Consider the following 26481-nt stretch of genomic DNA (forward strand, 5'->3'; position numbering starts at 1 on the left):
TCAAACTATTTCATTTCTTCAATATCATCCATTTTCCAGCTTTTATCAAAATAAGCCTTAGTTGGACCATAAAAGCGCACATAAGTAAACCAATGTTTTCCAGGAATTGTCTGTACCCAGTTCTTTTCTTTCCCTGCCGGAGCTGTTGGGCCAAAATACAGGTCTACTGATCCGTCATTGTTCTTAAGTAAATCTTTTCTTGAAGATAAGTCGGCATTCTTCTGTGGATTATCGATTAGGCAACGAGTAGCTGCATCATAAATGGTCACAGACCAAAAATTTGCGGCCGGAGGATTTGCAGGCATCCTTAAATGATAGGATTTTGCTCCATCCAGCCAATTTCCATCTTTGTCAGCATACGTGGCGAGATAGGCTTGTCCAAAATTAGGCGTTTTGCTGATCATAGCTTTTGAATAGCCAACCGCCTCATAGAAGTAAGAAGTTCGTTGAAAGAACTCATCATAGTTTTGAGCTCGTTGAGATGGATCACTGATAACCATTGGATAATCCCATTCTCTATCTGACCAATGTCGAGCATTTTCAAAACGTTTCTTAAACGAATTGGCAATAGCCATCAAATGCCCTCTATCGGCAGCAGCAGTCAGTATTTTCTTTTGACTTTCTGAGGGATTAAAAGGCTTACCAATCTTAATACCCAGGTTATCTAACCAGGCAATAAACAAGCGGTCACGTTCTTCAACCGGCTCGTTCTGTAAGATGTCATAAAGTCTTTTCCAATATTCTAAGCCTTGAGGCGGGGCCATAAGATATTTTTTCCCTCCTGGCGAAATTACTTTTGTTTGAGGTGAATTGTTTCGTTGTGAATATGGATAGAGTTTTACTGCATTTACTAGTGCTTCATCTTTTTTAGGGTCAGGATCTAGTGCACGCAGGCCAAACCAAATATTCATAGTAGGACAAGTTACATTAAAGTATCCAGGCAATTTATCTGCTACCGATCCGGGAGGATAAAAAATAAACTTCCCTCCATTACCTTTATCAGGGCCTGCTTCACCAATCGCAATGATCTCTCGCTGCCAGCAATCTGTTAAACCACCAGCAATAGCTCCAGGAGGCATTTCTATCACCATAGGACCTGTTTTAGCAAGATTAAAAAAAGACAAAATATACGGTGTAGTAGCATTGGCAGTTAAAATGCCCAGCTTGTCTTCGTAAGTGTTATATAACACTAGATCATTTGATGTCGCCCCAAAAACTTTCTCCTGTGTTTCCATTTCTGATGCAAAAGATACTAATGGAAATGCCCACAAATAACATTGTGTAGCTTGTTGATAATCCATTTCATCAAATAAAATAGGAACTGACTCTTTTGCTGGCAGTTCTCCGTCCATTTTTATCTGGATAGGCTCAAGCTCCGATGCTGCTGTTTGAATAATTTTATTGCTTTCCTTTTCATTTTTAGACTGTTGCTTACATGACAAGAGCACAACAAAAGGAACTAACACGAAAAACATTTTCATAATATAACTTTAACTAATTATGATTTAATTAACTTTTAACACTAATACGTTCGTCAATTTGGTTATTTCATTTCTTCTACATTTCCCATTTTCCATACCTTATCAAAAAATCCTTTTTCAGGACCATAAAAACGAGCCAATAATTCAAATTCTCGTTTAGGATCAGTCGGTACCCAATTAGACTCTTTCCCATCCGGTGCTTTTGGTCCGAAGTAAAGATCTACTGATCCATCTTCATTTTTTTGAATCCCGGGAGTTGTCGAAGCCTTACTAAAATGAGATACTCCTTTTAATAATGCGTGTGTATTACGATCGTATACGGTTACAGACCAATACAACTTTACAGGTACTTTAGCCGGTAAATGCAACCGATACTGTTTAGAACCATCAAATGATTTACCATTGCTATCTTTTATAGTAAGCAAGTAAAACTGACCGGATCCCAAATGCTTAACACTGAAATAAGCCATTGTATACGCTACGGCCTTACCATCAACCGGGTAATTATTGGGATCTGCATAGTTTTCTGACATTGCTTTGATCATTTCCGGTTTTGCCGGGATAGCCCAATGTGTTCCTTCATAAAACGGTGGATCAAATACAGCTTCATATTTTTCGTTGAGCCATTTATGAGCATCTGTTATTGCAGTTGTAAGAATTTCTTTGGTACGGGCATCAGGATTAAAAGCTTTTCCTTTTTCAATGCCAATGGTTTTGAGTTGATCGACCATCGCCATATCTCGAGTTAACCATGGTTCGCGTTGAATAAAGGTGTTCAATGTTTCAAAAAAGCGAAGATCGTAAGGAATAATGTTATCAAACGGCACTTGCAATAAATCAACAAATGTTGTTTGAGGAGGATTGGCTGCTTGTGAATATGAATAAATCTTAACTTTCTTTCCATAATCAACTGCCCGGACTATATCTTGCTTGCTACCATCTGTTAGATTTGAACGTAGTATAATAAACCCGGTATAAGTGGATGAAGGCATGGGAAAATAACCGGCAGGTACTTTATCCTTATATCCCGGAGGAAGAATCAAATATTTCCCACCTTTACCTTTATCAACACCTGCCGGGCCAACATCCTCTATAGCCGTTTGCCAACCATCATCTATTGAACCGGTAATGGAAGACGCACCCTTTGCAGGAGGTATTTCCAAAACTACCGGACCTTTTCGGGTGTCATAAAATGGATTAATATAAATGACATCCGGGTTAGGCGTTAGTGTTTGATTGTTTGCATTAATTAATCCCGACCAATACACCACTTGGTTATAATCCCCTTTTGCTTTCAGTAGGCTTTCGTGCATTAATTCAGAGTTGACAGCCGGCATACCCCATATTACTGCATTAAATGCACGACTATAGATAGCTTGCTCATTGGCGTTAGCGGGCTTAAATGCTTGAGATGTTGTGTCTTTTTTATTATTAACATCTCTTTTATTTTCAGCAGCTTTATTGCATCCTGTGAGCAATAAAATTGATAAACCATAAAGAACAATAGTTTCTTTCATAATCATTCTGGCAATGACTTGTATTAGTCGTTGTAAATGTGACACTTATCTATTAATTTGACGGAGTGCTTAACTTTCGCATCACTTCATCTAAATTAAAACTAGCAGGTTTTTGTCTGGGAGGATATTGTTTAAAGGATTGGAGCCATTGTCCTACCAAAGCTTGTGATCCGTAAGTCATAGGTGCGTGGTGAACCAACCACAAGTTGTACATAATTGATTCATCGCCGCGTTCAAAAGGATCAGCATAAATATCGAACACTTTAGGAAACCGAAGTTTTTCAAACCCCTTCATCCATACGTCGAGTCCAGTATGATTTTGTTCTAAAAAAACAATCTTCCATCGATTATAGCGGATAGCAAAGATATCACCATCATCGCTCCAATAAATGAATTCTTTACGAGGCGATTCTTTCACTTCACCTTTAAAGAAAGGAATTAAATTATAGCCATCAAGATGAACTTTTGCCGTTTTACTTCCGAGTTTATATCCATTAAGCGTTTTAGAAACTACATCAGCATCTCCTGCAGCAGCACAAAAGGTCGGAAGGAAATCTTCATGAGAAAACATCTCATTATAAACGGTTCCAGGCTTAATAACATTTGGCCAACGAATTAAAGCCGGCACTCTAAAACCACCCTCCCAGTTTGTCGCTTTTTCACCTTTGAAAGGAGTAACACCTCCATCAGGCCAAGTCATTACTTCTGCTCCATTATCGGTTGTATATACAACTATGGTATTTTCGGCTATACCTAATTTATCTAATTCGTCCAGAAGCCTGCCAACATTATCATCATGTTCAGTCATGCCATCGGCTTGTAACCCCAACCCTGTTTTTCCGTCGTATTTTGGACCCAAGTGAGTAAATACGTGCATACGAGTTGAGTTATACCAACAAAAGAAAGGCTTACCAGCTTTTACCTGTCTATCCATATAATCAATAGCTGCACTGGTAAACTCCTCGTCTACTGTTTCCATCCGTTTTTTGGTAAGAGGCCCGGTATCTTCAATTTTTCCATCTGCGGAAGATTTGATCACACCACGTGGTCCAAATTTCTTTTTGAATTCAGGCATTTTAGGGTAATCAGGATCTTCCGGTTCTTCTTCTGCATTTAGGTGGTAGAGATTTCCAAAAAACTCATCGAATCCATGTTTTGTGGGCAAAAATTCATCTTTATCACCCAAGTGATTTTTTCCGAATTGACCTGTAGAATAACCTAACGTTTTTAAGTATTCTGCTATGGTAGGATCTTCACCCCTTAAGCCAATATCAGCACCAGGCATCCCTACTTTAGTTAATCCGGTACGGATAGGTGATTGTCCGGTTATAAAAGCAGCCCGCCCTGCAGTACAGCTTTGCTGGCCGTACCAGGAAGTAAACAAGGCCCCACTGGATGCAATACGATCAATATTGGGTGTGGTAAACCCCATCATCCCCCGGTTATAACAACTTGGATTAAACCATCCAATATCATCTCCCATAATCACCAAAATATTGGGTTTCTTTTGGGCAAAAATTTGATTGCTTATCATCACTGTTAAAGCAACGATGAAGCATTTTCCAATTGTGATGACATTTTTCATATTCTTATTGCTTTTGTTTTTAACTATTGATTTTGCCTAAATAAGGCCAAAGTATTATCGCAAAACCGCTTCATTTTTTGTTGGATTCTAATCATTTTATGCCGGATCCACGTTTTATACTGAGATTCCGGTTCTAATAATTCTTTTTCTGAATCACTTGCAACTAAAACAGGTGGGGATTTTGTCAAAAAATGAGAGCGTTTTGTCATTCGTTTAAATGGTTTTTACATAAAGTCTGATGAATGTTGTTGCAAAAAATAATACCTGCCGGTCCGAAGACCGACAGATATAGCTAAACTATTAGAGAGCATGTTTCTTATTCAAATGAAAAAATCTTCTTCCAATCATTTTTCATGCTGATGATTATCCAGCCTCTTTTTGGCCCTTCATCTAAGCCCTTATTTAATGTGCCTATTTTTGACTGACGATCATAAGCAAACTCGCGATCGGCGTCATCATGATGAACGATTAACCCTAATCGTTTACCTGAAGCAGAAGTGGTGTATTCCAGCATTTGAAAATCGCCGTCTGAATTTCCAAAAGCAGCGATCGGAATTCGACCAATGTGCTCGTGTATGCCTACCGGTTTTCCCTCTTTATCATCCAATAAGCTTAAAGCCGGAGTTCGTAACAAAGAAGGGACTCCATCAACAACCTGATATTTCAGTTTCATTTTAGTACCCACGATCTGTTCCGGAGGAATTCCATAAACCCGTTCGGCCCAAACACGCATAAAATCAATATCTCCACCCGAAACAATAAATGTTTTAAACCCATTTGCACGTAGATAAGTCAAAACCTCTAACATGGGCTGAAATACACATTCAGTATAGAGTTTCTTAAATTTTGGATGTTGAGCGGATTCAATCCATTCTTTCACAGAAGCGTTAAACACATCAGTAGTCATTCCGGCATGGGTCGCCATCATGATGGCCAGCAGTGATTTCTCCCCTCCTGCCAAAGCACCTTTCATACTACCGGCCAGTACCGATTTAAATGGTTCCTTGGTTTTCCACTCCGGATGTTTAGGTGCCAATACTTTAACCTGATCCACGGCAAACAGAAACTGAAAATACAGCGGTTGTTCACTCCATAATGTTCCATCGTTATCAAATATGGCTATACGCTCAGGTATGGGTACAAAATCAGCCGATCCCTCCGTTGTAACAGCTTTCACAAAATCGATAATGGACTGTTTTGTTGCCCCTTCATTCCATGAGGGCAAGGGATCTTGTGCTAATAGGTTTAACGGAAAAATGAAAAGCAGGAAGAAGAACGACCTTAAAAAAGCTTTCATAACGTTTACATTAATAAGGCAATCTCATTAGTAATAAGATTGCCCTGATTCCTTATTTCTTACCAATATTTCTATTTAGTTCTTCAATAACCTGGTCTATTGAAAACGATGCAGGTCGCTGACGTGGTGGAAACTGTCGATAGGAAGCTAAATAAGCACCTACTTTCTCTACTGCAGGTAATATCAGGTATGCATGATGGGTTAACCAATCATCATAACCTGATGCACCACTATAAGAATATTCATAAGGATCTGACTTTAAATCAATAATTACCGGAGCACGCAGGTTCATCATTGGATTTCTCCAAATATCCATTCCGGTAGCATTTTGAATGGAGAAAATATATTTGAAACGTTCATCTCGATAAGCAACTAAATGTCCGTCATCATCAAAATAAACAAATTCTTTACGAGGGCTTTTGGCTGATTTTCCTTCTAGGTAATCAACCTGATTATAACCATCCAGGTACACTTTGAAGTTTTTACTACCAGCCTGAAATCCGTTCCTCACCTTAGTGGTTAAACTTTGATCATCTCCTGTAGCAGCTACAAGTGTAGGAAGCCAATCCTCTGCTGAAAAAAGTTCTGTTAAATTTGTCCCTGGCTTAATATGGCCTGGCCAACGTACTAAAGCAGGAACACGGTAAGCACCCTCCCAGTTAGTATCTTTTTCTGAACGGAATGGAGATGCACCACCATCAGGCCACTGATTTTTCATGGCTCCGTTACCAGAGGTATAAATAACAATTGTATTATCTGCTACGCCCAGTTCATCTAAAACTTTCAGGAGTTCACTAACCATTGCATCATGTTCAACCATTCCATCTCCTTGGATGCCTGCATCAGTTTTACCCTGTGAAGCTGGTTTTAAATGTGTATAAACATGCATTCGAGTTGAATTAAACCAAGTAAAAAATGGTTTTCCAGCCTTAACCTGACGGGTAATAAAATCTTTTGCTGCTGTAAAAAATTCTTCATCTACCGTTTCCATTCTTTTCTTGGTTAATGGTCCGGTGTCTTCTATTTTTCCATCAGCAGTTGATTTCAAAACTCCTCTCGGACCGAATTTTTTCTTAAACTCAGGGTCTTTGGGATAATCCGGACTTTCGGGTTCTTCCTCAGGATTAAGATGATATAGGTAGTGGTTTTTACCAAACTGTCCACATACATACCCTAGCGGTTTTAAAAATTCGGCAATCGTAGGATCTTCTTTTTGCAAGCCAATTGACGAGCCTGGTAGCCCAACTTTAGTTAATTCGGTTCGAAAAGGACATTGCCCCGTTATAAAAGCGGCCCTTCCGGCCGTACAACTCTGTTGCCCATAATAATTTACAAAGACACCACCTTCTGCTCCTATCTTATCAATATTTGGAGTCATAAATCCCATCAACCCTCTGCTATAAGCACTCACATTTGACACGCCAATATCATCTCCAAAAATGACCAGGATATTAGGCTTTTTTTGGGCTTGAGATTCGAAAGCATTAAGAAAAAGTAATCCGAATGAAAAGGAGTATATCGATCTTTTGATAACCCTTAGGAGACGCGTTCCGTTAATCATGAGAATTTAGTATTTGTTAAACATTATGAAATGATTTGCAATACTTATTCGCTCCGGAACGGTATTTAAAAAGCTAATACGAAATGTAAAGAGATACTACAGAATGAGAGCACATAAGTAAATTTTGATTACAACTATTAATTTACAATTTTAATTCAAACAAAAACAACATTTTATTTAAAAACAGGTATTGTTATTCATTATATCATTTGTCTTAATTAAAAAACAATCCTCCTCCACGATATTCATGTTATTCATTTTTTTTACTGATTAATTATTATTAATTTCCTGTATATCACTTTGATATAGAGTACTATGAAGCTTTGTATCATTAAATAACGCTATGCTCTCTTTTCAAAAAAAAACACAAACACCAAAAACTGAGGTGGCAGTAACACTTGATAGTTTACTGCTGCAACAATATCATTCATCATCACTACGCTTTTTTCTACATCAGCTTTCTTCTACTGTTTTAGCCGGAAGACATCTTTCTCACATACGCGGACGAGGTTTAGATTTCGAGGATTCAAGAATTTATGTACCTGGAGATGATATCCGCAACCTCGACTGGAAAATCAGTGCTCGCACCGGAAAAACACATACTAAGGTTTTTAATGAGGAAAAGGACAAAGTCTTGCTGGTAATGGTCGATCAAACTTCAGGTATGTTTTTCGGTACAATTAATAAAACAAAATCAGTTGTAGCGGCAGAGTTGGGTGCATTGATTGGCTTTAGCACGTTAGACAATGGTGACCGTTTTGGAGGCATTGTTTTTAATGAAACGGATAGTTTTTTATTGCGCCCATCGAAAATGAAGTCGTCCCTAACGCGCTTTCTTCAGGTACTTACAGACTATAACCAAAACCTAGTAAAGACCAAATCATATAGTGCAGAAAGTGAGAAATACACAGAGAACATACTTAAGCAATTAGCATCACTTACTTCTCAAAACATGATGGTTGCATTAGTAAGTGATTTCAGGCGATTGAAAAATGAAACTTATGAACATCTAGCTCATTTACGAATGCATAATGACGTAATTCTGTTCCATGTATATGATCCATTTGAATGGCAGTTGCCCGAACAAGAGTTTATTTATAGCAATGGTAAACGCCAGATCAGGGTTAAAAACAATCAAAAAAGTTTGATAAGAAAAATCAATAAACACTTTTCAGATAGTCGTAATGATTTTTTTGACAAGATATCTGGTCTCAAGATTCCGGTAATTCATATTAATACAGAAGAGCCAGTAGCTGAACAGTTCGGAAAATGGTTTGCCAAATAAACATTCATTATGGAGCCATCAAAAGCATTAGATACCCTTCCGCCTCCTGTCCTTCATCCCGCAATAGAGCCACCCCCTATTGAGTTCTCATACGCTGCGCCAGGATGGTGGTTATTATTATTGCTTATCATTGGATTGGTTTACCTAATTATTAAAACAACCATTCACTATCTACAACAAAATGCCTATAAAAAACAAGCGCTAAAAACAATTAAAAATATTACGTCTACTTCGCCGGAGCCTTATTTAACTGTATTAAAAAACACTGCAATTCAGGCGTATGGCCGAGAACAGGTGGCAGGATTGTATGGAAAGACCTGGATTGATTTTCTTGATCGCTCCATTAATGGAAAGCAATCCATAGCATCGATTGAACATTTCTTTGGTAATGAATTATATACTGAAACAGCTACGGTAAAAAACACAGAGGAACTAAAAAACTATGTAATTTTTTGGATTAAACATCATGCTGCACGACTGGCTTAATAGTATTGACTGGCACCACCTGGCTAAGCAATTTGGTGTTGATGCTGAAGGAACTTTTCAGTGGGGACGCCCCTGGGCTTACTGGTTATTGCCTGTACCCTTAATTGTTTGGTTGTTATATCCACCTAAGAAATACAAGGCAGCTTCTTTACGATTCCCTTCCTTTGACCGTTTGCATGAGGCCTCAGGAATTCGCACCAAAAAAGGAACCAGGATTTTACACCGCAGTTTACTTCAGTTTATCAGCATGTGGGTGGTCTGGGTGCTGATTATAGTAGCATTTGCCGATCCTCGCTTGATCGGTAAACCTGATAGAAAAATAATTACCAGCAGAAGCTTTTTAATTACTGCTGATATTTCTAATAGTATGGGAACAACAGACTGGTCGGTAAACGGACATGCAGCCAGTCGATGGACGGCAGTTAGATCGGTTATGAATGAGTTTATTCAACGAAGAGAGGGTGACCGTATGGGCTTAGTTTTATTTGCCTCTCAGCCATTTCTGCAAACACCGTTCACGCCGGATTTATCAGTCGTAAAAACATTATTAAATGAATCGGATGTGGGTATGGCCGGACAAGTTACTGCCATTGGCGATGCAATTGGCTTAGGAATCAAGCTTTTTAGATCCGATACTTTGAAAACAAAAGTAATGCTTTTGCTAACAGATGGAGTTGATGCAGGCACTAATATCAGTCCGCTGGATGCCGCTTCCGCCGCTGCCCGCGATGGTATTATTATCTACACCATTGGAATCGGACAGCATCAACGATTTGGAAGCGATCTGGATGAAGGTACTTTACAGGGAATTGCTGCCCGAACCGGTGGAAAGTATTTCAGAGCTTATAATCACCAGAGTTTAGAACAAGTTTATAAGACACTTGATCAACTTCAACCCATAAAATTCACAGAAGAACAATATAAACCAGTTACTGAGCTTTATTTCATTCCACTATCGGCAGCCCTGGCTTTAGGCGTGGCGACTTTGTTTGTGATGAGTTTAGTGAGGTTGTTTGTTTAAAGGGATTACGGGTTGTGGGTTACGAGTTGTGGGTTGATTTAAATTAAACTCATAATCAAACCCGAAACTCGTAACTCGAAACCCGTAATAAAAAATGATAGATATTGAAATACTAAAGGAAAACTTTCATTTTTTGAGGCCCAAGTTATTGTATGCCTTGGTTCCGGTTGTTGCTGTGTTTTTGTTAACATGGCTGACGAGAAGGAAGAAGGAAAAATGGATAAGGCTGATACCGGAGCACCTTCGTCCGTATATGGTTATTAGCAGTAGTAACAGAAGCTTATACCTGGCTCGGTTTGCTTTATTGTTTATTATGTGCCTAATGGTGGTGATGATGGCAGGTCCGACCTGGCAACAGCAAGATATCCCCGGAAAGAAGAATGAATCAGTCTTGTTAATCATACTTGATCTTTCGCAAAGTATGATGGCAACTGACCTTGCACCTAACCGACTTGAGCGTGCTAAGTTCAAGATTCGCGACTTATTAAAAACCAATCCGCGTTGCCGGGTGGGTTTAGTTGCATTTGCAGGAACAGCGCATATGGTGGTTCCGTTTTCTGATCAATACCAGGCTCATTTGCTTCAATTGCAAAATATGGTGCCTGCTATAATGCCTTTAAAGGGAACCGATCTCTCCTATGCATTTAAGATGACAGACACCTTAATGAGTCGTTTTAAAGCCCCCAGTACAGTTTGGTTGATTACAGATGACCTTGATGAAAATGCAGTTAAAGTGCTGAAAGACTTTACAACAGATACACCACATACTATTGCACTTACTACCCTGGCAACCCCACAAGGAGCAATAGTACCGGGAACAAAAGCAATCAGCAAACTAAATGTCGCAGCTGTTAAGGAACTTAGCGGCAACCCCAAAATAAGAACAACTGTTTTCACATTAGATAATACGGATGTCGAAAAGTTAGTTGAGCAAATCCGGAAAAATCAAACCTTGCAAGACAAACCAAACAGTAAACAAAGCATCTGGATTGATCAAGGTCCGTTTCTTTTCTGGCTATTATTACCCTTAGGAGCGCTATGGTTTAGGAGGGGTTGGCGAGCTGTGTGTTTACTTCCCTTTTTAGTTCAACTTTCGTCGTGCGGAAACTTATCAACAGATGATTTATGGTTCACAAAGAACTATCAAGGGCAAAAATTAATGAAACAAGGCAAGTACAACGAAGCTGCCAAAAAATTTCAAGACCCTGCACATAAGGCAATTGCCTATATGAAAGCAGGAAGTGAAGAAAAAGCAGTTGAATATTTTGAAAAAGATAGTACAGCAACGAGTTTTTACAACGAAGGATTGGTTTATGCTAAAAGCGGAGACTATAACGCCGCTGCCAACGCTTTTTCAATGGCTGTAAATATGGATTCATCCCTTATAATGGCGAAAGAAAATCTTGATGAGGTAAAAAATTACTTGAAAAAAAAGAAGGTTCTTGAAGAGCGAATTGCCGCTCAACAAAACAAGCACGCAAAAACAAAACAAGGTGAAAGAGCAACGCACCATAAAGCAACACCCGAAGGCGGTGATGAAACAGAAGGTACCTCCAAACAAAAAGCCCCTCCAGGAACTCCTCCTCAATCGGCAGTAAATGATCCGGGAGGAACTACAGATGAGAAGAAAAACATGAAACCTTCTGACCCCGGCAGCAACTTCAGCAATGTTTTGATACGAAGAGTTCCACTGGATCAGACAGAGTTTCAAAAACGCAAATTTCAATTACAATACAGACGCTATTATGAGGATGCTCCTAAACCGGAGAATAGCTGGTAATTAAAATCTTAAGTATGGTTTTTAGAATTAAAACATTGGTTAAATCTATACTGCATAAGAAACAGCAGTTTCTTTTGGGTTTCAGCTATGCTTTTATTCATCTTTTCCTTTTCATTGTACTCATCCTGTTATCCATCTCTGTTCGGGCACAGGATGCTCATGCTTATATTGATTTAAGTATTTCACCTAAAAAAGTATATGCGGGACAACCTGCAATTTTAACCTACACTGTTTATACGGATCAATATTTTACGCAACCACCAGAGGTAAGCAATTTGCAAATGAATGGTGCTTTTTTAGTTCCTTATGATCGTTCGTATTCAATTACATTGCAAAAGAATGGCAAGAATATGCCTGCCATTCAGTTTATGTTCAGAATATTTCCGGTGGAGGCCGGTAAATTAGTTTTGCCTCCGTTAAAATTTACCGTCACTGTTCCAACAGAAAAAAATCCTTTAGGTGTTGAAAGAAAGATACAATCGCACGGACTTACCTTAAATGTACTTAACCCACCTGGAGGTCCACCGGGAGAAAGTATTGTGGGCACTTCAGCAACATTGAATGAAAAATGGAGCAGACCGCTAACAACAATAAAAGAGGGTGATGTGGTAGAAAGAGATATAACCATTCATGCAGGAGGAACTGTTGCGGGATTATTACCTGCAGTGAAACTAGATAGCCTGGATTGGGCTCAGATTTATGAAGGAACCCCCATTACAAAGGATAATCGTCCTCCGGGAAGTAATGCCATCAGTGCCTATCGCACTGAACGATTTAAATACCTTTTCAGTAAAACAGGAAAGCACAAATTACCTGAAATTGAAATTAACTACTGGAATCTATCCACTCATCGATTAACTAAACTAAAGATTCCGGAGCATGAAATTGATGTAAAGGAAAATAAAAACCTGGGTATGCTTCGGTCGATCCAGGACTCAATTGATGAAGCTTTCCTGAAGGCAACTGATCCTAAAACAGCAAAAGCAACTCCGAAAACTTACTTAGGACTAACACCAAAACAATGGCTTTTTCTGTTAATCAGCCTTGGCATTTTATGGTTTATTATAAGACGAATGATTTTACCTCTTTTCAGATTTGTTCGCAACAAGTTCTATTCTTATAAAAAAACAGAAGCATATCTATTCAAAAAATTAAAGTGGAAGGCTTTTTTCGGTAAGCAAAAGGAAACTTATAATCTGTTGAATCAATGGTTGCTTACATTACCGGGAAATGTAAAAACCTTAAAAGACCTTGCTAATGAAACTTCTATGCCTGAATTAAATCAGTTAGCGCAAAAGATAAATAATGAATTATTTGAATCAAATGCAGCAGAATCAGCTGCACTTAAGCATGCGACGCTTTTCCCGCTATTATCAAAAGCAAGAAAAATTCAATTAGATAACTATAACCCAAAGAAAGAACAGCAGGATTATACGGTATTGAATTGGACAACGGACGAAAATAGTTAATCCGTTAATTAGATTAACCAAGTAAAGCAATTGTTGAACTACGTCTATGAACTACCATCCATAGATTATGAACTAAAAAGCATGAGTACGCTCCAGGAAATTAAAAAACTTCAGACAAATGTTTCTCAGCAGATCATTGGTCAGGATCAGTTGATAAACCGCATTTTAATGGGATTATTAGCCAATGGAAATTTGTTATTGGAAGGACTACCAGGTTTAGCAAAAACCCGTGCCGTAAAAACACTGGCCAGGTACTTGGATACAGGTTTAAGTCGCATTCAGTTTACGCCTGATCTTTTACCTGCCGATATTACCGGAACAGAAATTTATCAACCTGATGCTTCCGAGAAATTTGTATTCCAAAAAGGTCCAATTTTCAGCAATTTGATTTTAACGGATGAGATTAATCGCGCTCCGGCAAAGGTACAATCGGCTTTGTTAGAGGCGATGGAAGAACGTCAAGTAACAGTTGCCGGAAAAACCTACAAAATGCCTGCTCTATTTATGGTTTTGGCCACACAAAATCCAATTGAACAGGAAGGCACTTACCCCCTGCCAGAGGCACAAATGGACCGTTTCGTAATGCATGTAAAAATTGATTACCCAACTCCTGAATCTGAAATAGCCATTTTAGCATTGGTTCGTTCTGAAGAAGGCAATCATTCGGCACAAGCCACAATAGAGAAAACTGCTACTGAGCATATTTTCACTGCCAGAAAAGAGATTCAGCAAATTAAGGTATCTCCGGCAATAGATAAGTATATTACTGATTTGGTTCATTGCACACGCTATCCAAAGAAATTTAGTGAAGAATTATCCAAATGGATTGAATATGGCGCCAGTCCGCGTGGAGCATTAAGTTTAGATAAATGTTCACGCGTAAATGCCTGGTTAAATGGAAACGATTTTGTGAGCCCCGATGATGTAAGAACCGTCTTTCATGATGTGATCCGCCATCGTTTAATATTGGGCTATGAGGCAAGCGCAAAAGGCATAACAAAAGAACAAGTTATGGATGAAGTATTAAAAGTGGTCGCAGTGTTGTAGATTAGTAACTTTTATTAACTCGAATGAAACTATTTTTAGCCCTAATTTTATCAAGTTTATTTTTTTTCTCATCCTGTACTTCTAATGAAAAGAAACAAAAAGTTGCTGTTTCAGATACTGTTAATGTAACCAACTGGAACAAAAGTATTCCGGGTAACTACAGTGCACAGACACAACTTCATTTCGATAGCACTGCTATTAAGGTATTTCTGGAGAAAAACCCTGACCTAAAGCCTTTTTCTGATGATATGCTTAAATTTTACCGGAATCGGAAATTTGCCTATGCATGGTTTGATAACAAAGGATTAATTGAACAGGCCAGTAACTTAAATAGTAGAATCCAACATTTGGGTGATGAAGGATTGTCTGGCAAAGTTCCTTATGCTGATAAATTAGACACCTTGATGCAGACTTTGCATAATTCAAAGGCTGATGTTTCTACAGAATTAATGCTAACCGGTAATTATTTCGCGTTTTCGAAAATAGCCTGGCAAGGTGGAGTTAACGATAAGGACATTAAAGAAATGGAATGGTTTCTGCCACGCAAAAAACTTGATTACCAAAAATATCTTGAAGAGATTGTCAGCCAGCCTTCCGAACATTTGATAAGTAAAGACCCTGCCTATCAACAGTATGATCTTTTAAAAAGCAGTTTAAAGAAATACCGCGACATTGCCGCTACTAATAAATGGGATATCATTAAGGCCGACAAAAAATCCTACAAACCAGGTGATTCATCCGACGTAATAAAAAAGATCCGAAGTCGGCTAACCTTGTTAGGTGACCTTAAAGCCGACAATGGCAGTGCGTTATATGATGATGTATTGCAAACAGCCGCCAAGCAGTATCAATTTCGACATGGCTTAACGGAAGATGGTGTAATTGGCAATGCTTTTATAGCAGCTTTAAATGTTACTCCCCAACAACGCATTCAGCAATTATTAGTGAATATTGAAAGAAGCAGGTGGGTGCCTGAAAAGGTAACCGGATCCCATTTAATCGTCAATATTCCATCTTTCAAACTGTATGCCTTTCAATCCGACACGCTCGATTGGAGTTGCAATGTTGTAGTTGGTAAAGCTATGACCAAAACAGTAGTTTTTAATGGTGATTTAAAATACATCGTATTCAGTCCTTATTGGAATGTTCCTCCAAGTATTATTAAAGGTGAAATATTACCGGGAATGAACAAAAATGCTAATTACTTAAAAGATCACCGCATGGAAATAGCAGGTAAGCAAGGCAGTTTACCTATTATCCGTCAGTTACCCGGCCCATCAAACTCATTAGGACAGGTTAAGTTTCTATTTCCGAATTCATTTAATATTTACCTGCACGACACTCCTTCAAAAGGTTTATTTAAAGAAGATCAACGTGCATTTAGTCATGGATGCATTCGGGTAGCCGAACCTAAAAAATTAGCCACATACCTTTTAAGACATGACAGTACCTGGACAGATGCAAAAATCACTGCAGCAATGAATGCCGGCAAAGAAAAAACTGTTGTATTAAAGAAAACTGTTCCAGTATTTATAGCCTATTTCACCGCATATGTAGATCATAACGGTTTATTGAATTTCAGAAAAGATATTTATAACAGGGATAAACGATTGGAAGAGATGTTGTTTAAGAAATAGGTCCATGGACCATAGACCATAGCTAATATGTAGAAAAAACTATTGACTATGGACTATGGTCTAACTTAAACCGGAATTACTTCCTCATAAAGTCCTCCATAGCCAATATATGTTACTCTTTTTTCATTGCCTGAAAGCGTTGCTTCATAAAAACGGACTCCGGCCTGGGCTATGCCGTCCATGAACTCGGGATAAGTTGTTTTTCCTTGTTGGTTATCTCTGATGGCTTTTATGGTTAGCTCCCGGTTAAACTTTTCTTCAATACTGCGTGGCTGAACAGTTCCTTCGTGCAAATGTGTATGACCGTGCTCTAAACGATAAAGTATGGATCCAGTTGCTACGTCAACCGTATAGGATTGAATTCCTACTTCAATTAATTGTCTTACCAACTCAGGATAATTGGAAGCTGTTTTATAAACATGCTGAATTTGATCGTGTAAACTCATAGTTGATTTTATAGGTTAACCAGCCAATCCGCCGGTCATACTAAAGATAATGATTGACAACACTAATAAGGTAATAAAAACATACAAGTAATCTTTTTCAATAATAAAGGCTAGTGCAGAAAAAGCGACCCTAAATATGGGTGTTGCTATCAGTACAATTACTCCTAACTGAATTATTTCTCTACCCTTATTTTCAGAAACACCTTTAATTACACCGTACAGACTTGTATAACCGGACGGCTCGCCGTTAAACATGGAATAGTGCTCCACCTCATAGCCATGCCTGTACAGATAAGTAATTCCTCCAATAATTACCATAATACTTGATAAGGCAACTCCATATCGAAGCAGTTGCCCGATAATGATTTCCACATCACGTTCATCCCAAAACGATTTCGAAAAAAATCTTTTCATTTAATCAGAACCTACCTGTAAAACCATTATACATCATCTCTAAAGCTAAAAATACAATAACCATACTAAAGACAATTTTAAGGTACTTAACATCCATACTTGTAAGTAATTTCGAACCAGTAAAGGCACCAGCCAAAACACCCAAAACCACAGGAAAAGCAATTCCGGGATCTATATAACCTCGTTGCAAGTAAACCACTGCACTTGCTGCGGCTGTTACACCGATCATAAAATTGCTAGTGGTTGTTGACACTTTAAATGGCGTATGCATTACCGTATCCATTGCTAAAACCTTCAACGCTCCTGATCCAATTCCTAACAACCCAGACAAGATTCCTGCTATAGACATTATTGCATATCCACCGGGAACATTTCGCACCGTATAAGCAACTTCTCCGGTTGCCGTTGGGTACGTGTTATTTAACTTTAATAAACTTGCAATATGATCTGGGTTAGCAATATCCAAGTAATCTGCCTTTTTACGCAACGTCATAATAGCTGAAAATATCAGCACAATACCAAACAGTATGGCCACGAAATTAGTTGGTGTATAAACTGCAAGTATTGCTCCTACAACAGCTCCACTTGTTGTGGCTATCTCAAGAAACATTCCAAGTCTGATATTGGTAATACCCTCCTTTACATAAGCAGAAGCTGAACCCGAAGAAGTGGCGATGGAAGCCACCAAAGCCGCTCCTATTGCATAGCGGATATCAACCCCAAGAAATAATGTAAGCAATGGAATAATTACCACCCCGCCTCCTAAGCCTGTAAGAGAACCTAATAAACCCGCCAGATAGGCTCCTACGAGTAATATGATGGTAAATTCGAAAATGATCATTTTTAATATTGGGTTAGCGGGTTGCGAGTTATGGGTTACGAATTGTGAGTTATAGTTATCATTATTAAATAATTTCACTTTAAATCAACTCCTAATACGAAACCCGAAATCCATAATTTCACTTTAACAACCCGTAACTCGAAATCCGTAACCCGCAATTTCACTTTAACAACTCGAAACCCGTAACTCGCAACCCGTAATTATATAAATCTAAAAAGCCTCCTGGAAATTGAAATAAAATCCACTACTGCCCTTTCCTAATCCATAGTCTAAGCGGAGATTCATTCTCGGTTGTACTTCTACTCTAAAACCAAAACCACCGTTAGGTAACCAATTTTTGAACTCGGTGGGATCTTCACCAATAGAACCTGTTCCCAGCCACCCTACCACTCCATACTTGGAAGGCTTTTTATCCTTTTTGTAAAAAGTGTGCCGATACTCTGCAATACCAAACAACATGGACTTATCACGGTATTGTCCCCATAAATAGCCACGTAAATCAAATGGAGTTCCTAACTGAGACATTTCTCCATAGGGCACGCTCCCAACTGCAAACCGCCCACGTAATTGAAATGCTAGTGTATGTCCGGGCTTAGTAATGGAAAAATACTTTCGTGCATCAAAAGAATACACCTGGTAATTATTATCACCTCCTAAAAATCCTCCATAAAAAGCAAGTTGCGCCTCTAAAAATATACCCTTCCAGGCATTTACAGCAACATCACGCGTATCATGCTGAAATAATAGTCCAAAGCCTGAATTAAAAGGTTTATCGTTAAATTGCTGATAAGTGAGATCGGCAGCTACACCGGGACTGGGGTCTTTTCCCTTTGTATAGTTGATATCCAATACAGCTCCTGCAAAAAAGGTCTTCTTAAATTGCCATAAGAAACGAGGATATATTTGAAACCACGTACGAGTATATCCCGTGGTAGAATCTCCTTTAGGGGTATTTCTACCATTATCATAACCAATACCGAAATAATTGTCGTCCATGTTTTTAAACCACAAATCAGTATACAAGCGATATTTGTCTTTTTTGAAAAATATAGAGGAACGGGTGGCAAAAAAATAGGATCCGGTTGAACCCCAACCAATATTAAAGGGTGCTGATGAACGCTGAAGTGTAGTATCAACTTTATCCATCCTCCAGGAAGTCAACACACCTCCGGCAATGGTAAATCCTAATTCGGGAGTATAAGCAGGACCCGCTAAAGGAGTAATCATAAATTTACCCTCTTTCTCCTTCTGTTTTTTAGCAAGTTGTCGCTTTTCTTTTTTAGTAAGAGAATCTGCTTGTTGTGCGTTTACTATGCCGGAGCCAAATAAAAATAATAGCAATAAAAGAGAGTGTAAAAGCTTATTCATAGAGGTTAGAGCGTTTAAATAGAAGTTAATTTCTGTTATTAATATAACTGAAAGTTTCGGCTTTTACAATGGAGTACCTGAAATGCCTTCGATACCTGTTTACGATGAAGATGCTGATAATTTATTACCAAAACCTGTTAAAAAACAGCGATTTATCGGTTAAATTAATTGGGGTTTAAGAATGGATTGTGTAATTTAAGTACACTGATCAATCTTTAATTTATGTCAACTACAATTTGCCCTCCGGATATTACCCACCGCTCATATAACTTTACCATTGAACGTGTGGTTGCCTTACCTGCTAATCAAGTGTTTAAAGCATGGACCTCCGATTTTGATAAATGGTTTGCGGCAGAAGGAACCTTGTTAGGTAAAGTGGAAGTAAATGCTCCTTTCTTTTTTGAAGTACACCACAACGGAGAACGTTACCCACATTACGGACGATTTTTGAAACTTGAAACCGACAAACTGGTAGAAGTTACCTGGCTTACCGGGCCAAAAGGAACACATGGAGTAGAAACGGTTTTAACAATAGAACTGCAGCCCGACCCAAAAGGAACTCATTTAAAACTAACCCATGCAGGCTTTCAGGATGAAGAATCCAAAAAACAGCATAAAGTTTCATGGCCTTTTGTGCTTGACCAACTGGAGACGAAACTTAAGGGTAACGCATAACCAACAAAAAGTCCTTTACAAAATTGTAAAGGACTTTTTATTATCCACCATCAGTTCCTCGGAGCACTAAGGGTCTCTACATCTTTTAACCGCTTCATTGCATCCTGCATTTTCAACATACCATAATTAATTCCACTAGGATTTAATGTACTTCCTGTTTGGTAAGGATATTTATCGAAATCAATGAAGAAATCTTTAATCTGAGCCTGAATTGGCACGAGTAACCAAATATTTCGAGCTAAAAAATCAATACTTCCACCTCCTTCTTCAAGCCCCTTTTCATAAGGATCCATTCGTAAATTGGCTATCAAAGCCCAAGCTGGTGTTTCTCTAACTCCAGTGGCAATATTTCCATGAGATACAGCAAAACTCAATTTCCAATCATTCCATCTTATTGCATTCAGGTTTCCACCCTGATCAAAATACATAATGCGCTCTCGAGGTCCCTTGGTTTCTTTACCTTGGAAATAAGGCATAAAGTTGAAACCATCCAAATGCACTTTAAACTTTTTACCGTTGGCAGTAAATCCGGAAACCATTTTTTCTTTAATATCAGGAATACCTGCAGCCGCACATAAGGTTGGGAACCAGTCGATTAGTGAAATAACATCATTATAGGTTGTTCCCGGTTTTATAACTCCTGGCCATCTGATCATCATTGGTATACGCATACCGCCTTCCCAAGTGGTTCCCTTTTCTCCTTTAAACATGGTCATTGCACCATCCGGCCACAAGGCAATTTCGGCACCGTTATCGGTAGTGTAAACAACAATAGTATTTTCTGTAATTTTAAGATCGTCCAAAAGCTTAAGTAATTCTCCAACCATACCATCATGTTCAACCATACCATCAGCATGTATACCCTTTCCTGTTTTACCAAGAGAAGCTGCTTTTAAGTGCGTAAATACGTGCATACGAGTTGAATTAAACCAGCAGAAAAAGGGTTTATCAGCTTTTGCCTGACGATTGATGAAATCTTTAGCTCCGGCTAAAAACTCTTCGTCAACGGTTTCCATCCGTTTGGTATTCAAAGGTCCGGTATCTTCAATTTTACCATCAGCAGAAGCCTTAATAACACCTCTTGGACCATATTTTTTCTTAAACTCCGGATCTTTTGGATAGAAATAACCTTCAGGTTCTTCTTCCGCATTTAAATGATAAAGATTACCGAAGAATTCATCAAAACCATGTTTGGTAGGCAAATGTTCATCCCGGTCGCCAAGGTGATTTTTTCCAAACTGACCGGTAGCATAGCCTTGAGTTTTCATTACATCGGCAATTGTTGGCATCCAATCCTGAATACCGTGAGGATCACCAGGCATACCAATCGTTAATAAACCGGTGCGAAAAGGTTCTTCCCCTAAAATGAAAGAAGCACGCCCTGCTGTACAGCTTTGTTGCCCATAAGAATCGGTAAAGATTGCACCTTCATTGGCAATACGGTCAATATTGGGCGTTTGATAACCCATAAGTCCCTTGGTATAGGCACTTATCTGAGGAATTCCAATGTCGTCGCCGAAAATGACAAGAATATTGGGCTTTTTCTGAGCTTGCACAGTTTCAGCAAGCAGCATTGGCAAGGAACACATACCAAGCAAACATAATTTTAGAGAGCGCATGTTTATAAAGTATTAGTGAATTAATCTATCAGAAACTTAACTATCATAGATAGTTTTAATTTAACAAAAACTATTTAAAAAAAGCCAACTCACTATCACTAATACAACAAAAGGACAGCTAATGCTGTCCTTTATATACCTATTTTCTGGAAATCTTTTAGGTTCTTAGTCTTCAACTACCACCTCAGCTCCGGGAGCATTGATTTTTACAGACTCAATTCCGTTGTCACGTCCTGATGCAGATTCATACATTTCACTATTACCAATGATTTGTCCATTAGTTGCTTTTAAGTTGAAATAGTATTTACCGTTTGTAGAGGTTTTTTTATCGAATTTGCTTTCGTCCTGAGAATTTTTCTTTACAGACTCAATTCCATTTTCACAAGCAGCTTTAGTAGTGTACATTTCACTTGCTAATATGGTTTGACCGTTATTGGCTTTTAATGCAAAATGGAACTGGTCATTTTTACCTTTTTTGATAACAAATTTTCCCATAGTAAAATATTTTTTGTTTGAATACTAAAATATAAATCTTTCTTTGATATTAAAGATTAATGAAAAACTTTAATATCAAAGTGATAAATAATTTACACTTCAAGATTCCTACAAAAAATACCGTTTATCAGGTTTTATTTTAAAAAACCTAATAAATAAGCTAATCCCATCAGCACAATTACGGATACAATAAAAATGACGAAGAAACTTCCACTGAACTCTTTACCTATTAAAAAGTTACCCCTATTTTCTCTTTCTTCATGTGGTTCTCTCATAGCTGTAAGTTTTAATTTTGTCTATATTTTAAAACGAAAAACAGAAGAACAAATTACAATAATTACTGATATATAGAAAGTTACAAAATCTGTTCCTTATATAATTTATCAAATGTTATTTCTGCATCCAATGTTAATCCAGTACAAACTCTGGATGTTTGTACAACTGTACTTCGTTTTGCAGTAAGCCACCTGAAACGAGATGGAAGGTCAAGCTGTGCAATCGGGCCACCATCTTTTCCCCCTTCACTGATACGTTGAAAAGAGCGTAAGTTTTCTTCCAATTCTGAAAAATCTAATTCACCGAAAGCTGCTTTCAAACGAGGCTCATTTAACTCAAATTTTGCCTTCAGGTATTTTTGTTTGGCACTGTAAAGAATAAGTCCAACATTCAAGAATTCATCACGTTCTACCCTAGGTACCACGCGAATGACGGCATACTCATATAACTGTTTCTCTTGCATGGTTGGCTTCATTTACAAAAATTGATGAGTTAGCAATTCTTATGGTTAAAAATCGGGCGTACATTTCACGTTGTTCTTCTGCCGATTCAAAAGATCGTTCGGTTAACCAGTCCTCTGGCAGTAATGCTATAATGGATCTTATACGTTCTTCGGTCAGTAATACCTTAAACTCTTGGTCAACCTGCTCAAGCATCGTTGCCTGATTCAATAACACATGATCCTTAATTAGGGAAAATGGCCGTAATGCCTGCTCTTCCCAATTTAATCCCGAATGATGAAAATACAAAGAGGCCCCATGATCAATCAGCCAAAGCTCTTTATGCCACATTAGCATATTGGTATTGCGCGCTGTACGATCCATGTTCATCAGTAAGCAATCAAGCCATACAATCTGAGATGCTAACTTTTCATCGAGAGTTGTTACTGTAGGATCGAATGTGATAGCCCCAGATAAGTAATGTAAAGCTAGATTTAACCCAACACTGGCCTTCAATAAATCCTGAATTTCTTCATCGGGTTCAGTACGACCAAAAGCTTCATCAAGGTTAGCAAAAACCAACTCAGGAACTCTGAAACCTAATAAATGGGCAATCTCCCCACCAATCAGTTCAGCAATTAACGCCTTGGGACCTTGACCGGCTCCCCGAAATTTCAATACATATAAAAACTCGTCGTCAGCCTCAGCGATTGCCGGTAACGAGCCTCCCTCCCGCAAAGGCGTAACATACCGGATCACGTTGACAGTCCGGAGATGGGGTTGGTGGTTGTTCATCAAATGATTTATGCTATATAGGTGAAACACCTAATTATTATTTTCTAACTGATTTGTTGAATCTTTTTATCCCAGATTTCAATAAACTGTTCTTTAAAATCGTTAGTTAAAAAGGAGTTTTCAACTTTATCTACTATTAACTTTCGTCCTTCTATGAATTTTTTATAAGCATTTTCTTCAACTTTAGGCAAGATCTTAAGAGATTTTGCAAGTGCATTAAAATCCTTCCTGTTTATCTTTTTCTTCTTCGCATTTAATGTAAGGGCAAGTTCCTCTTTGTCCGGTGGATACACTAGATTAATATTTAACAGATCATATGCCGGAGCAAAATAGATAGCATCCTCCCCATGCAATAATGAGAAATTCTTAAGATGCATGTCATTATTTCCTGTAAGAAAACTGAATACAACCAGTTCGAAATAAGTTAAAACATCAATACCTGAATTTGTGCAATACTTCAGAATAATTTTACCCGCCTGCTCGTATGAACCTTTATACTTATTTTCTGTGAGAAACTCGGATAATTGACAAAAGTCTTCAACATGTACCTTCTCACCGTTTACCCTATCAAAACGTTTAGCCACATAAGCTAAATTACCTTCTGTTGTCCGAATAAGAGCATGCTTACATACCGGAAGTTTAAACACTTCTGCCAAATGCATTGTCAAGTCCTCAACTTCAGGCATAGAGGGATAATGTTCATGTTGAGGCTTTAATATAAACTCTCCCCATAAACCAACAATTGTTAGCCTATCTTTCCCTTTTTCTTTTTCAAGAGATAAAGAGAGCTTTGGTTGTACTCCTGTAATTGCAATTCGTTCGTTTACTGTTTTTGTTGCAAGGTCATTCAACAATTGCTTATTTAACGCTAGCTTTGGTAAACCATTTACACCAAAAAAACGTTTACAGCAACTTGAATGATATTCTCCTTCATTAACAGGTTTATAACAAAAAAAACAATTAGCCATAACTTATTCTTTTACAGGTATTACACTAACAGCCCCTATTGAATCTCTACATAATGTGATTAATAATTCAAATCGGTCATTAGTTTTCAATTTCCAGTGTTCTTCGGCAATATGCAATAGCCATCCTTCTGGGATCAGACCATCAAAAAAAGGAAAAAGGACTTTACTTTTATAAGGTTCGGCCCTAACTGGCAATGTTAAACTGACAGGCTTTTGAGGAAATTGATGAATGTAATCCTGATCATATATAAATTCATAACCCTCATCGGTTTCAATCAGCATTCCTGCGAAAATATCTTTATAATAGATAGAGGCTCTATTAGTCATTACTATTTACTGATTTATTTATTACCCCCATTTCACTTCCAAACAAACTTAAAACCTGATTTACTTTGTCTAAACGTAATGTTTCTTTACCCTGTTCCATTTCACGGATTAAACGTAACCCAACCCCTGCCTTTAAAGCCAAATCCTCTTGGGTGAGCTTAAATTCTTTTCGTTTTGACTTTAGAAACCATGAGAGATTGGTCATATTTATACCCTTTAAGGTATAAATATAAAACAATTATTTAATATTATACCCTAAAAGGTATAAATTAGCTGAAAAGGGATTAAATATACCCGATGAGGTATAAAATTGACTATTATGTATGTCAACTGAAATTGACTACCGGAAAACCAGTAGAAAAAATACACGTTTTCTGTGATTACATTTCAATTTGCGGGGGTGTAGTTTTGCCGGTATTGTTAATCACAGTTAAACTGATTATATTGAAAAAGCCGGTCATTGTGTTGATCGGCTTTTTTTGGGTGGATGAAAATTACTTTTCTCTCCTAATACTACAAATTTAACAAGTAATTTGTACTTCTCCCTCCACTATCATCTTTACTCAAAATACCTTTATTTATCAAATCCTGTATATCCCTAGTGGCAGTATCATGAGAACATTTAGCAATTTTAGCCCATTTAGAGGATGTTAGTTTGCCTTCAAAGCCATCGAGTAATTTGTTCAGCATTAAACGCTGTCTTTCATTGAAGGTTTGAGCAACAGGCATACTCCAAAGCTTGGCTTTTCTTCTTACTGAAGATAATACAATATCAGAAGCGTCTATCGCTCTTTCCAGACATTCTAAAAACCACTGAAGCCAACCGGTAATGTTTAAATCACCCGACTGAGTTTTCTCTAATATGTTATAGTATTTATTTCTTTCAAGCCGAATTTGCCTTGACATGCTATAAAATCGTTGTGATGTTCCATCGGCTCTTGTTAATTGTATATCAGCTATTGCTCTGGATATTCTACCGTTACCATCATCAAAAGGGTGAATTGTTACAAACCAAAGGTGAGCTATTGCAGCTTTTATTACTGGATCTATCCTTACATCACTATTAAACCACCTTAAAAAAACATCCATTTCCTGAGGTATCCGATCCGAATCAGGTGCCTGAAAATGTACTCGTTCTCTACCAATAGCTCCGGAAACGACCTGCATTGGATCATTTTTAGAGTTATTTCGCCAATTTCCAACAACAATACGATGCATACCGCTACGCCCTACTGGAAATAAAGAAGAATGCCAGCCAAACAGACGCTCTTCATCAAGCAATTGGTCATATTGCTGAGTTGCATCAAGCATCATCTCAACCACCCCATCTACATTTCTGTCTGATGGAATTAATCCGTTAACATCCATTCCAAGCCGACGAGCTATTGACGATCTAACTTGATCAATGTCTAACAGTTCACCTTCAATTTCACTGGATTTTACCACGTCCTGGGTTAATGTTTGCAAAACAGCCTCCGATCGCAAATTAAATCCCAATTGTTCCATTAAGCCCAGTAGCTTACCTTGCTTATACCGCACAGTTGCTAACGGAGACATCAATTCTTCTGCATCCCATATGAATTCAGGCCATTTTGAAAGTAAATGAATGTACATTATACGCATATTTTGCGTTAAATATACTAATTATTCT

26 protein-coding genes are annotated in these 26481 nt (G+C 38.1%); 8 read left to right on the forward strand and 18 right to left on the reverse strand.

Going from position 1 to position 26481, the window contains the following annotated elements; translation table 11 throughout:
- Positions 1-5 precede the first annotated feature (5 nt).
- From SOLCA_RS09460 to SOLCA_RS09485, 5 genes are all read right to left on the reverse strand, one after another.
- Positions 6-1481, reverse strand: a complete 1476-nt coding sequence (locus SOLCA_RS09460) for a DUF1254 domain-containing protein (protein ID WP_014680224.1) — start codon at positions 1479-1481, stop codon at positions 6-8.
- A 62-nt stretch (positions 1482-1543) separates the two neighbouring features.
- Positions 1544-2998 (reverse strand): DUF1254 domain-containing protein, encoded by a 1455-nt coding sequence (locus SOLCA_RS09465; RefSeq protein ID WP_157604547.1) that lies wholly within the window; start codon positions 2996-2998, stop codon positions 1544-1546.
- Between the two features lie 52 nt (positions 2999-3050).
- Positions 3051-4583: an arylsulfatase gene (locus SOLCA_RS09470; protein ID WP_014680226.1), complete on the reverse strand. Its 1533-nt coding sequence runs from the start codon at positions 4581-4583 to the stop codon at positions 3051-3053.
- Between the two features lie 316 nt (positions 4584-4899).
- A complete protein-coding gene (locus SOLCA_RS09480) occupies positions 4900-5880 on the reverse strand; it encodes an HAD family hydrolase (protein WP_014680227.1) in 981 nt (326 codons plus the stop codon).
- 52 nt (positions 5881-5932) lie between these two features.
- Positions 5933-7441, reverse strand: a complete 1509-nt coding sequence (locus SOLCA_RS09485) for an arylsulfatase (RefSeq protein ID WP_014680228.1) — start codon at positions 7439-7441, stop codon at positions 5933-5935.
- 343 nt (positions 7442-7784) lie between these two features.
- Here SOLCA_RS09485 and SOLCA_RS09490 point away from each other — a divergent pair, with 343 nt between their 5' ends.
- From SOLCA_RS09490 to SOLCA_RS09520, 7 genes are all read left to right on the forward strand, one after another.
- Entirely contained in the window at positions 7785-8726 is a 942-nt protein-coding gene (locus SOLCA_RS09490; RefSeq protein WP_014680229.1) for a DUF58 domain-containing protein, read from the forward strand.
- A 9-nt stretch (positions 8727-8735) separates the two neighbouring features.
- The gene (locus SOLCA_RS22305; RefSeq protein WP_014680230.1) at positions 8736-9212 is read left to right on the forward strand and encodes a DUF4381 domain-containing protein; all 477 of its coding nucleotides are present in this window, start codon (positions 8736-8738) and stop codon (positions 9210-9212) included.
- Entirely contained in the window at positions 9193-10233 is a 1041-nt protein-coding gene (locus tag SOLCA_RS09500) for a vWA domain-containing protein (RefSeq protein WP_014680231.1), read from the forward strand. The genes SOLCA_RS22305 and SOLCA_RS09500 overlap by 20 nt, the downstream gene beginning before the upstream one ends.
- Positions 10234-10327: 94 nt before the next feature.
- Entirely contained in the window at positions 10328-12013 is a 1686-nt protein-coding gene (locus tag SOLCA_RS09505) for a vWA domain-containing protein (RefSeq protein WP_014680232.1), read from the forward strand.
- Between the two features lie 14 nt (positions 12014-12027).
- Positions 12028-13482, forward strand: coding sequence for a BatD family protein (locus tag SOLCA_RS09510; protein ID WP_014680233.1), 1455 nt, complete (start codon positions 12028-12030; stop codon positions 13480-13482).
- A gap of 81 nt (positions 13483-13563) precedes the next feature.
- Positions 13564-14529, forward strand: a complete 966-nt coding sequence (locus SOLCA_RS09515; protein WP_014680234.1) for an AAA family ATPase — start codon at positions 13564-13566, stop codon at positions 14527-14529.
- A 23-nt stretch (positions 14530-14552) separates the two neighbouring features.
- Positions 14553-16166 carry a L,D-transpeptidase family protein gene (locus SOLCA_RS09520; RefSeq protein ID WP_014680235.1) on the forward strand — a complete coding sequence of 538 codons (1614 nt, stop codon included), beginning with the start codon at positions 14553-14555 and terminating at the stop codon, positions 16164-16166.
- A gap of 65 nt (positions 16167-16231) precedes the next feature.
- Here SOLCA_RS09520 and SOLCA_RS09525 read toward each other — a convergent pair whose 3' ends face one another.
- The 4 genes from SOLCA_RS09525 to SOLCA_RS09540 all read right to left on the reverse strand — a co-directional run bounded on the left by SOLCA_RS09525 (position 16232) and on the right by SOLCA_RS09540 (position 19235).
- Positions 16232-16612 carry a DUF1398 family protein gene (locus SOLCA_RS09525; protein ID WP_014680236.1) on the reverse strand — a complete coding sequence of 127 codons (381 nt, stop codon included), beginning with the start codon at positions 16610-16612 and terminating at the stop codon, positions 16232-16234.
- A 15-nt stretch (positions 16613-16627) separates the two neighbouring features.
- On the reverse strand, positions 16628-17026 hold the full coding sequence (locus SOLCA_RS09530; protein WP_014680237.1) for a DUF1634 domain-containing protein: 399 nt from the start codon (positions 17024-17026) through the stop codon (positions 16628-16630).
- 4 nt (positions 17027-17030) lie between these two features.
- Positions 17031-17867 (reverse strand): sulfite exporter TauE/SafE family protein, encoded by an 837-nt coding sequence (locus SOLCA_RS09535; protein ID WP_014680238.1) that lies wholly within the window; start codon positions 17865-17867, stop codon positions 17031-17033.
- 210 nt (positions 17868-18077) lie between these two features.
- Positions 18078-19235, reverse strand: coding sequence for a BamA/TamA family outer membrane protein (locus SOLCA_RS09540; RefSeq protein ID WP_014680239.1), 1158 nt, complete (start codon positions 19233-19235; stop codon positions 18078-18080).
- Positions 19236-19457: 222 nt separating this feature from the next.
- Between SOLCA_RS09540 and SOLCA_RS09545 the strand changes: the two genes are divergently transcribed.
- Positions 19458-19910 (forward strand): SRPBCC family protein, encoded by a 453-nt coding sequence (locus SOLCA_RS09545; protein WP_014680240.1) that lies wholly within the window; start codon positions 19458-19460, stop codon positions 19908-19910.
- A 50-nt stretch (positions 19911-19960) separates the two neighbouring features.
- Here SOLCA_RS09545 and SOLCA_RS09550 read toward each other — a convergent pair whose 3' ends face one another.
- From SOLCA_RS09550 to SOLCA_RS09590, 9 genes are all read right to left on the reverse strand, one after another.
- Positions 19961-21529 carry an arylsulfatase gene (locus SOLCA_RS09550; protein WP_014680241.1) on the reverse strand — a complete coding sequence of 523 codons (1569 nt, stop codon included), beginning with the start codon at positions 21527-21529 and terminating at the stop codon, positions 19961-19963.
- A 165-nt stretch (positions 21530-21694) separates the two neighbouring features.
- Entirely contained in the window at positions 21695-22024 is a 330-nt protein-coding gene (locus SOLCA_RS09555; protein WP_014680242.1) for a YegP family protein, read from the reverse strand.
- Positions 22025-22158: 134 nt separating this feature from the next.
- Positions 22159-22299 (reverse strand): hypothetical protein, encoded by a 141-nt coding sequence (locus tag SOLCA_RS23130; protein ID WP_014680243.1) that lies wholly within the window; start codon positions 22297-22299, stop codon positions 22159-22161.
- A gap of 80 nt (positions 22300-22379) precedes the next feature.
- Positions 22380-22763: a DUF3037 domain-containing protein gene (locus SOLCA_RS09560; RefSeq protein WP_014680244.1), complete on the reverse strand. Its 384-nt coding sequence runs from the start codon at positions 22761-22763 to the stop codon at positions 22380-22382.
- Positions 22741-23535, reverse strand: a complete 795-nt coding sequence (locus SOLCA_RS09565; RefSeq protein WP_014680245.1) for a HipA family kinase — start codon at positions 23533-23535, stop codon at positions 22741-22743. The genes SOLCA_RS09560 and SOLCA_RS09565 overlap by 23 nt, the downstream gene beginning before the upstream one ends.
- A gap of 44 nt (positions 23536-23579) precedes the next feature.
- Entirely contained in the window at positions 23580-24503 is a 924-nt protein-coding gene (locus SOLCA_RS09570; protein ID WP_014680246.1) for a HipA domain-containing protein, read from the reverse strand.
- Between the two features lie 3 nt (positions 24504-24506).
- On the reverse strand, positions 24507-24830 hold the full coding sequence (locus SOLCA_RS09575) for a HipA N-terminal domain-containing protein (protein ID WP_014680247.1): 324 nt from the start codon (positions 24828-24830) through the stop codon (positions 24507-24509).
- The gene (locus tag SOLCA_RS09580; protein WP_014680248.1) at positions 24823-25035 is read right to left on the reverse strand and encodes a helix-turn-helix transcriptional regulator; all 213 of its coding nucleotides are present in this window, start codon (positions 25033-25035) and stop codon (positions 24823-24825) included. Before SOLCA_RS09580 ends, SOLCA_RS09575 begins: the two co-directional genes overlap by 8 nt.
- Positions 25036-25343: 308 nt before the next feature.
- Positions 25344-26444 (reverse strand): Fic family protein, encoded by a 1101-nt coding sequence (locus SOLCA_RS09590; RefSeq protein WP_042481059.1) that lies wholly within the window; start codon positions 26442-26444, stop codon positions 25344-25346.
- Positions 26445-26481 lie beyond the last annotated feature (37 nt).

It is taken from the genome of Solitalea canadensis DSM 3403, assembly GCF_000242635.2.
In the GTDB taxonomy this organism is placed as follows: domain Bacteria; phylum Bacteroidota; class Bacteroidia; order Sphingobacteriales; family Sphingobacteriaceae; genus Solitalea; species Solitalea canadensis.

Bases quoted from the DNA above. Each gene is read 5' to 3' on its own strand.
- SOLCA_RS09460 (WP_014680224.1), bottom strand. From the start codon at position 1,481: ATGAAAATGTTTTTCGTGTTAGTTCCTTTTGTTGTGCTCTTGTCATGT.
- SOLCA_RS09465 (WP_157604547.1), bottom strand. From the start codon at position 2,998: ATGAAAGAAACTATTGTTCTTTATGGTTTATCAATTTTATTGCTCACA.
- SOLCA_RS09470 (WP_014680226.1), bottom strand. From the start codon at position 4,583: ATGAAAAATGTCATCACAATTGGAAAATGCTTCATCGTTGCTTTAACA.
- SOLCA_RS09480 (WP_014680227.1), bottom strand. From the start codon at position 5,880: ATGAAAGCTTTTTTAAGGTCGTTCTTCTTCCTGCTTTTCATTTTTCCG.
- SOLCA_RS09485 (WP_014680228.1), bottom strand. From the start codon at position 7,441: ATGATTAACGGAACGCGTCTCCTAAGGGTTATCAAAAGATCGATATAC.
- SOLCA_RS09490 (WP_014680229.1), top strand. From the start codon at position 7,785: ATGCTCTCTTTTCAAAAAAAAACACAAACACCAAAAACTGAGGTGGCA.
- SOLCA_RS22305 (WP_014680230.1), top strand. From the start codon at position 8,736: ATGGAGCCATCAAAAGCATTAGATACCCTTCCGCCTCCTGTCCTTCAT.
- SOLCA_RS09500 (WP_014680231.1), top strand. From the start codon at position 9,193: ATGCTGCACGACTGGCTTAATAGTATTGACTGGCACCACCTGGCTAAG.
- SOLCA_RS09505 (WP_014680232.1), top strand. From the start codon at position 10,328: ATGATAGATATTGAAATACTAAAGGAAAACTTTCATTTTTTGAGGCCC.
- SOLCA_RS09510 (WP_014680233.1), top strand. From the start codon at position 12,028: ATGGTTTTTAGAATTAAAACATTGGTTAAATCTATACTGCATAAGAAA.
- SOLCA_RS09515 (WP_014680234.1), top strand. From the start codon at position 13,564: ATGAGTACGCTCCAGGAAATTAAAAAACTTCAGACAAATGTTTCTCAG.
- SOLCA_RS09520 (WP_014680235.1), top strand. From the start codon at position 14,553: ATGAAACTATTTTTAGCCCTAATTTTATCAAGTTTATTTTTTTTCTCA.
- SOLCA_RS09525 (WP_014680236.1), bottom strand. From the start codon at position 16,612: ATGAGTTTACACGATCAAATTCAGCATGTTTATAAAACAGCTTCCAAT.
- SOLCA_RS09530 (WP_014680237.1), bottom strand. From the start codon at position 17,026: ATGAAAAGATTTTTTTCGAAATCGTTTTGGGATGAACGTGATGTGGAA.
- SOLCA_RS09535 (WP_014680238.1), bottom strand. From the start codon at position 17,867: ATGATCATTTTCGAATTTACCATCATATTACTCGTAGGAGCCTATCTG.
- SOLCA_RS09540 (WP_014680239.1), bottom strand. From the start codon at position 19,235: ATGAATAAGCTTTTACACTCTCTTTTATTGCTATTATTTTTATTTGGC.
- SOLCA_RS09545 (WP_014680240.1), top strand. From the start codon at position 19,458: ATGTCAACTACAATTTGCCCTCCGGATATTACCCACCGCTCATATAAC.
- SOLCA_RS09550 (WP_014680241.1), bottom strand. From the start codon at position 21,529: ATGCGCTCTCTAAAATTATGTTTGCTTGGTATGTGTTCCTTGCCAATG.
- SOLCA_RS09555 (WP_014680242.1), bottom strand. From the start codon at position 22,024: ATGGGAAAATTTGTTATCAAAAAAGGTAAAAATGACCAGTTCCATTTT.
- SOLCA_RS23130 (WP_014680243.1), bottom strand. From the start codon at position 22,299: ATGAGAGAACCACATGAAGAAAGAGAAAATAGGGGTAACTTTTTAATA.
- SOLCA_RS09560 (WP_014680244.1), bottom strand. From the start codon at position 22,763: ATGCAAGAGAAACAGTTATATGAGTATGCCGTCATTCGCGTGGTACCT.
- SOLCA_RS09565 (WP_014680245.1), bottom strand. From the start codon at position 23,535: ATGAACAACCACCAACCCCATCTCCGGACTGTCAACGTGATCCGGTAT.
- SOLCA_RS09570 (WP_014680246.1), bottom strand. From the start codon at position 24,503: ATGGCTAATTGTTTTTTTTGTTATAAACCTGTTAATGAAGGAGAATAT.
- SOLCA_RS09575 (WP_014680247.1), bottom strand. From the start codon at position 24,830: ATGACTAATAGAGCCTCTATCTATTATAAAGATATTTTCGCAGGAATG.
- SOLCA_RS09580 (WP_014680248.1), bottom strand. From the start codon at position 25,035: ATGACCAATCTCTCATGGTTTCTAAAGTCAAAACGAAAAGAATTTAAG.
- SOLCA_RS09590 (WP_042481059.1), bottom strand. From the start codon at position 26,444: ATGTACATTCATTTACTTTCAAAATGGCCTGAATTCATATGGGATGCA.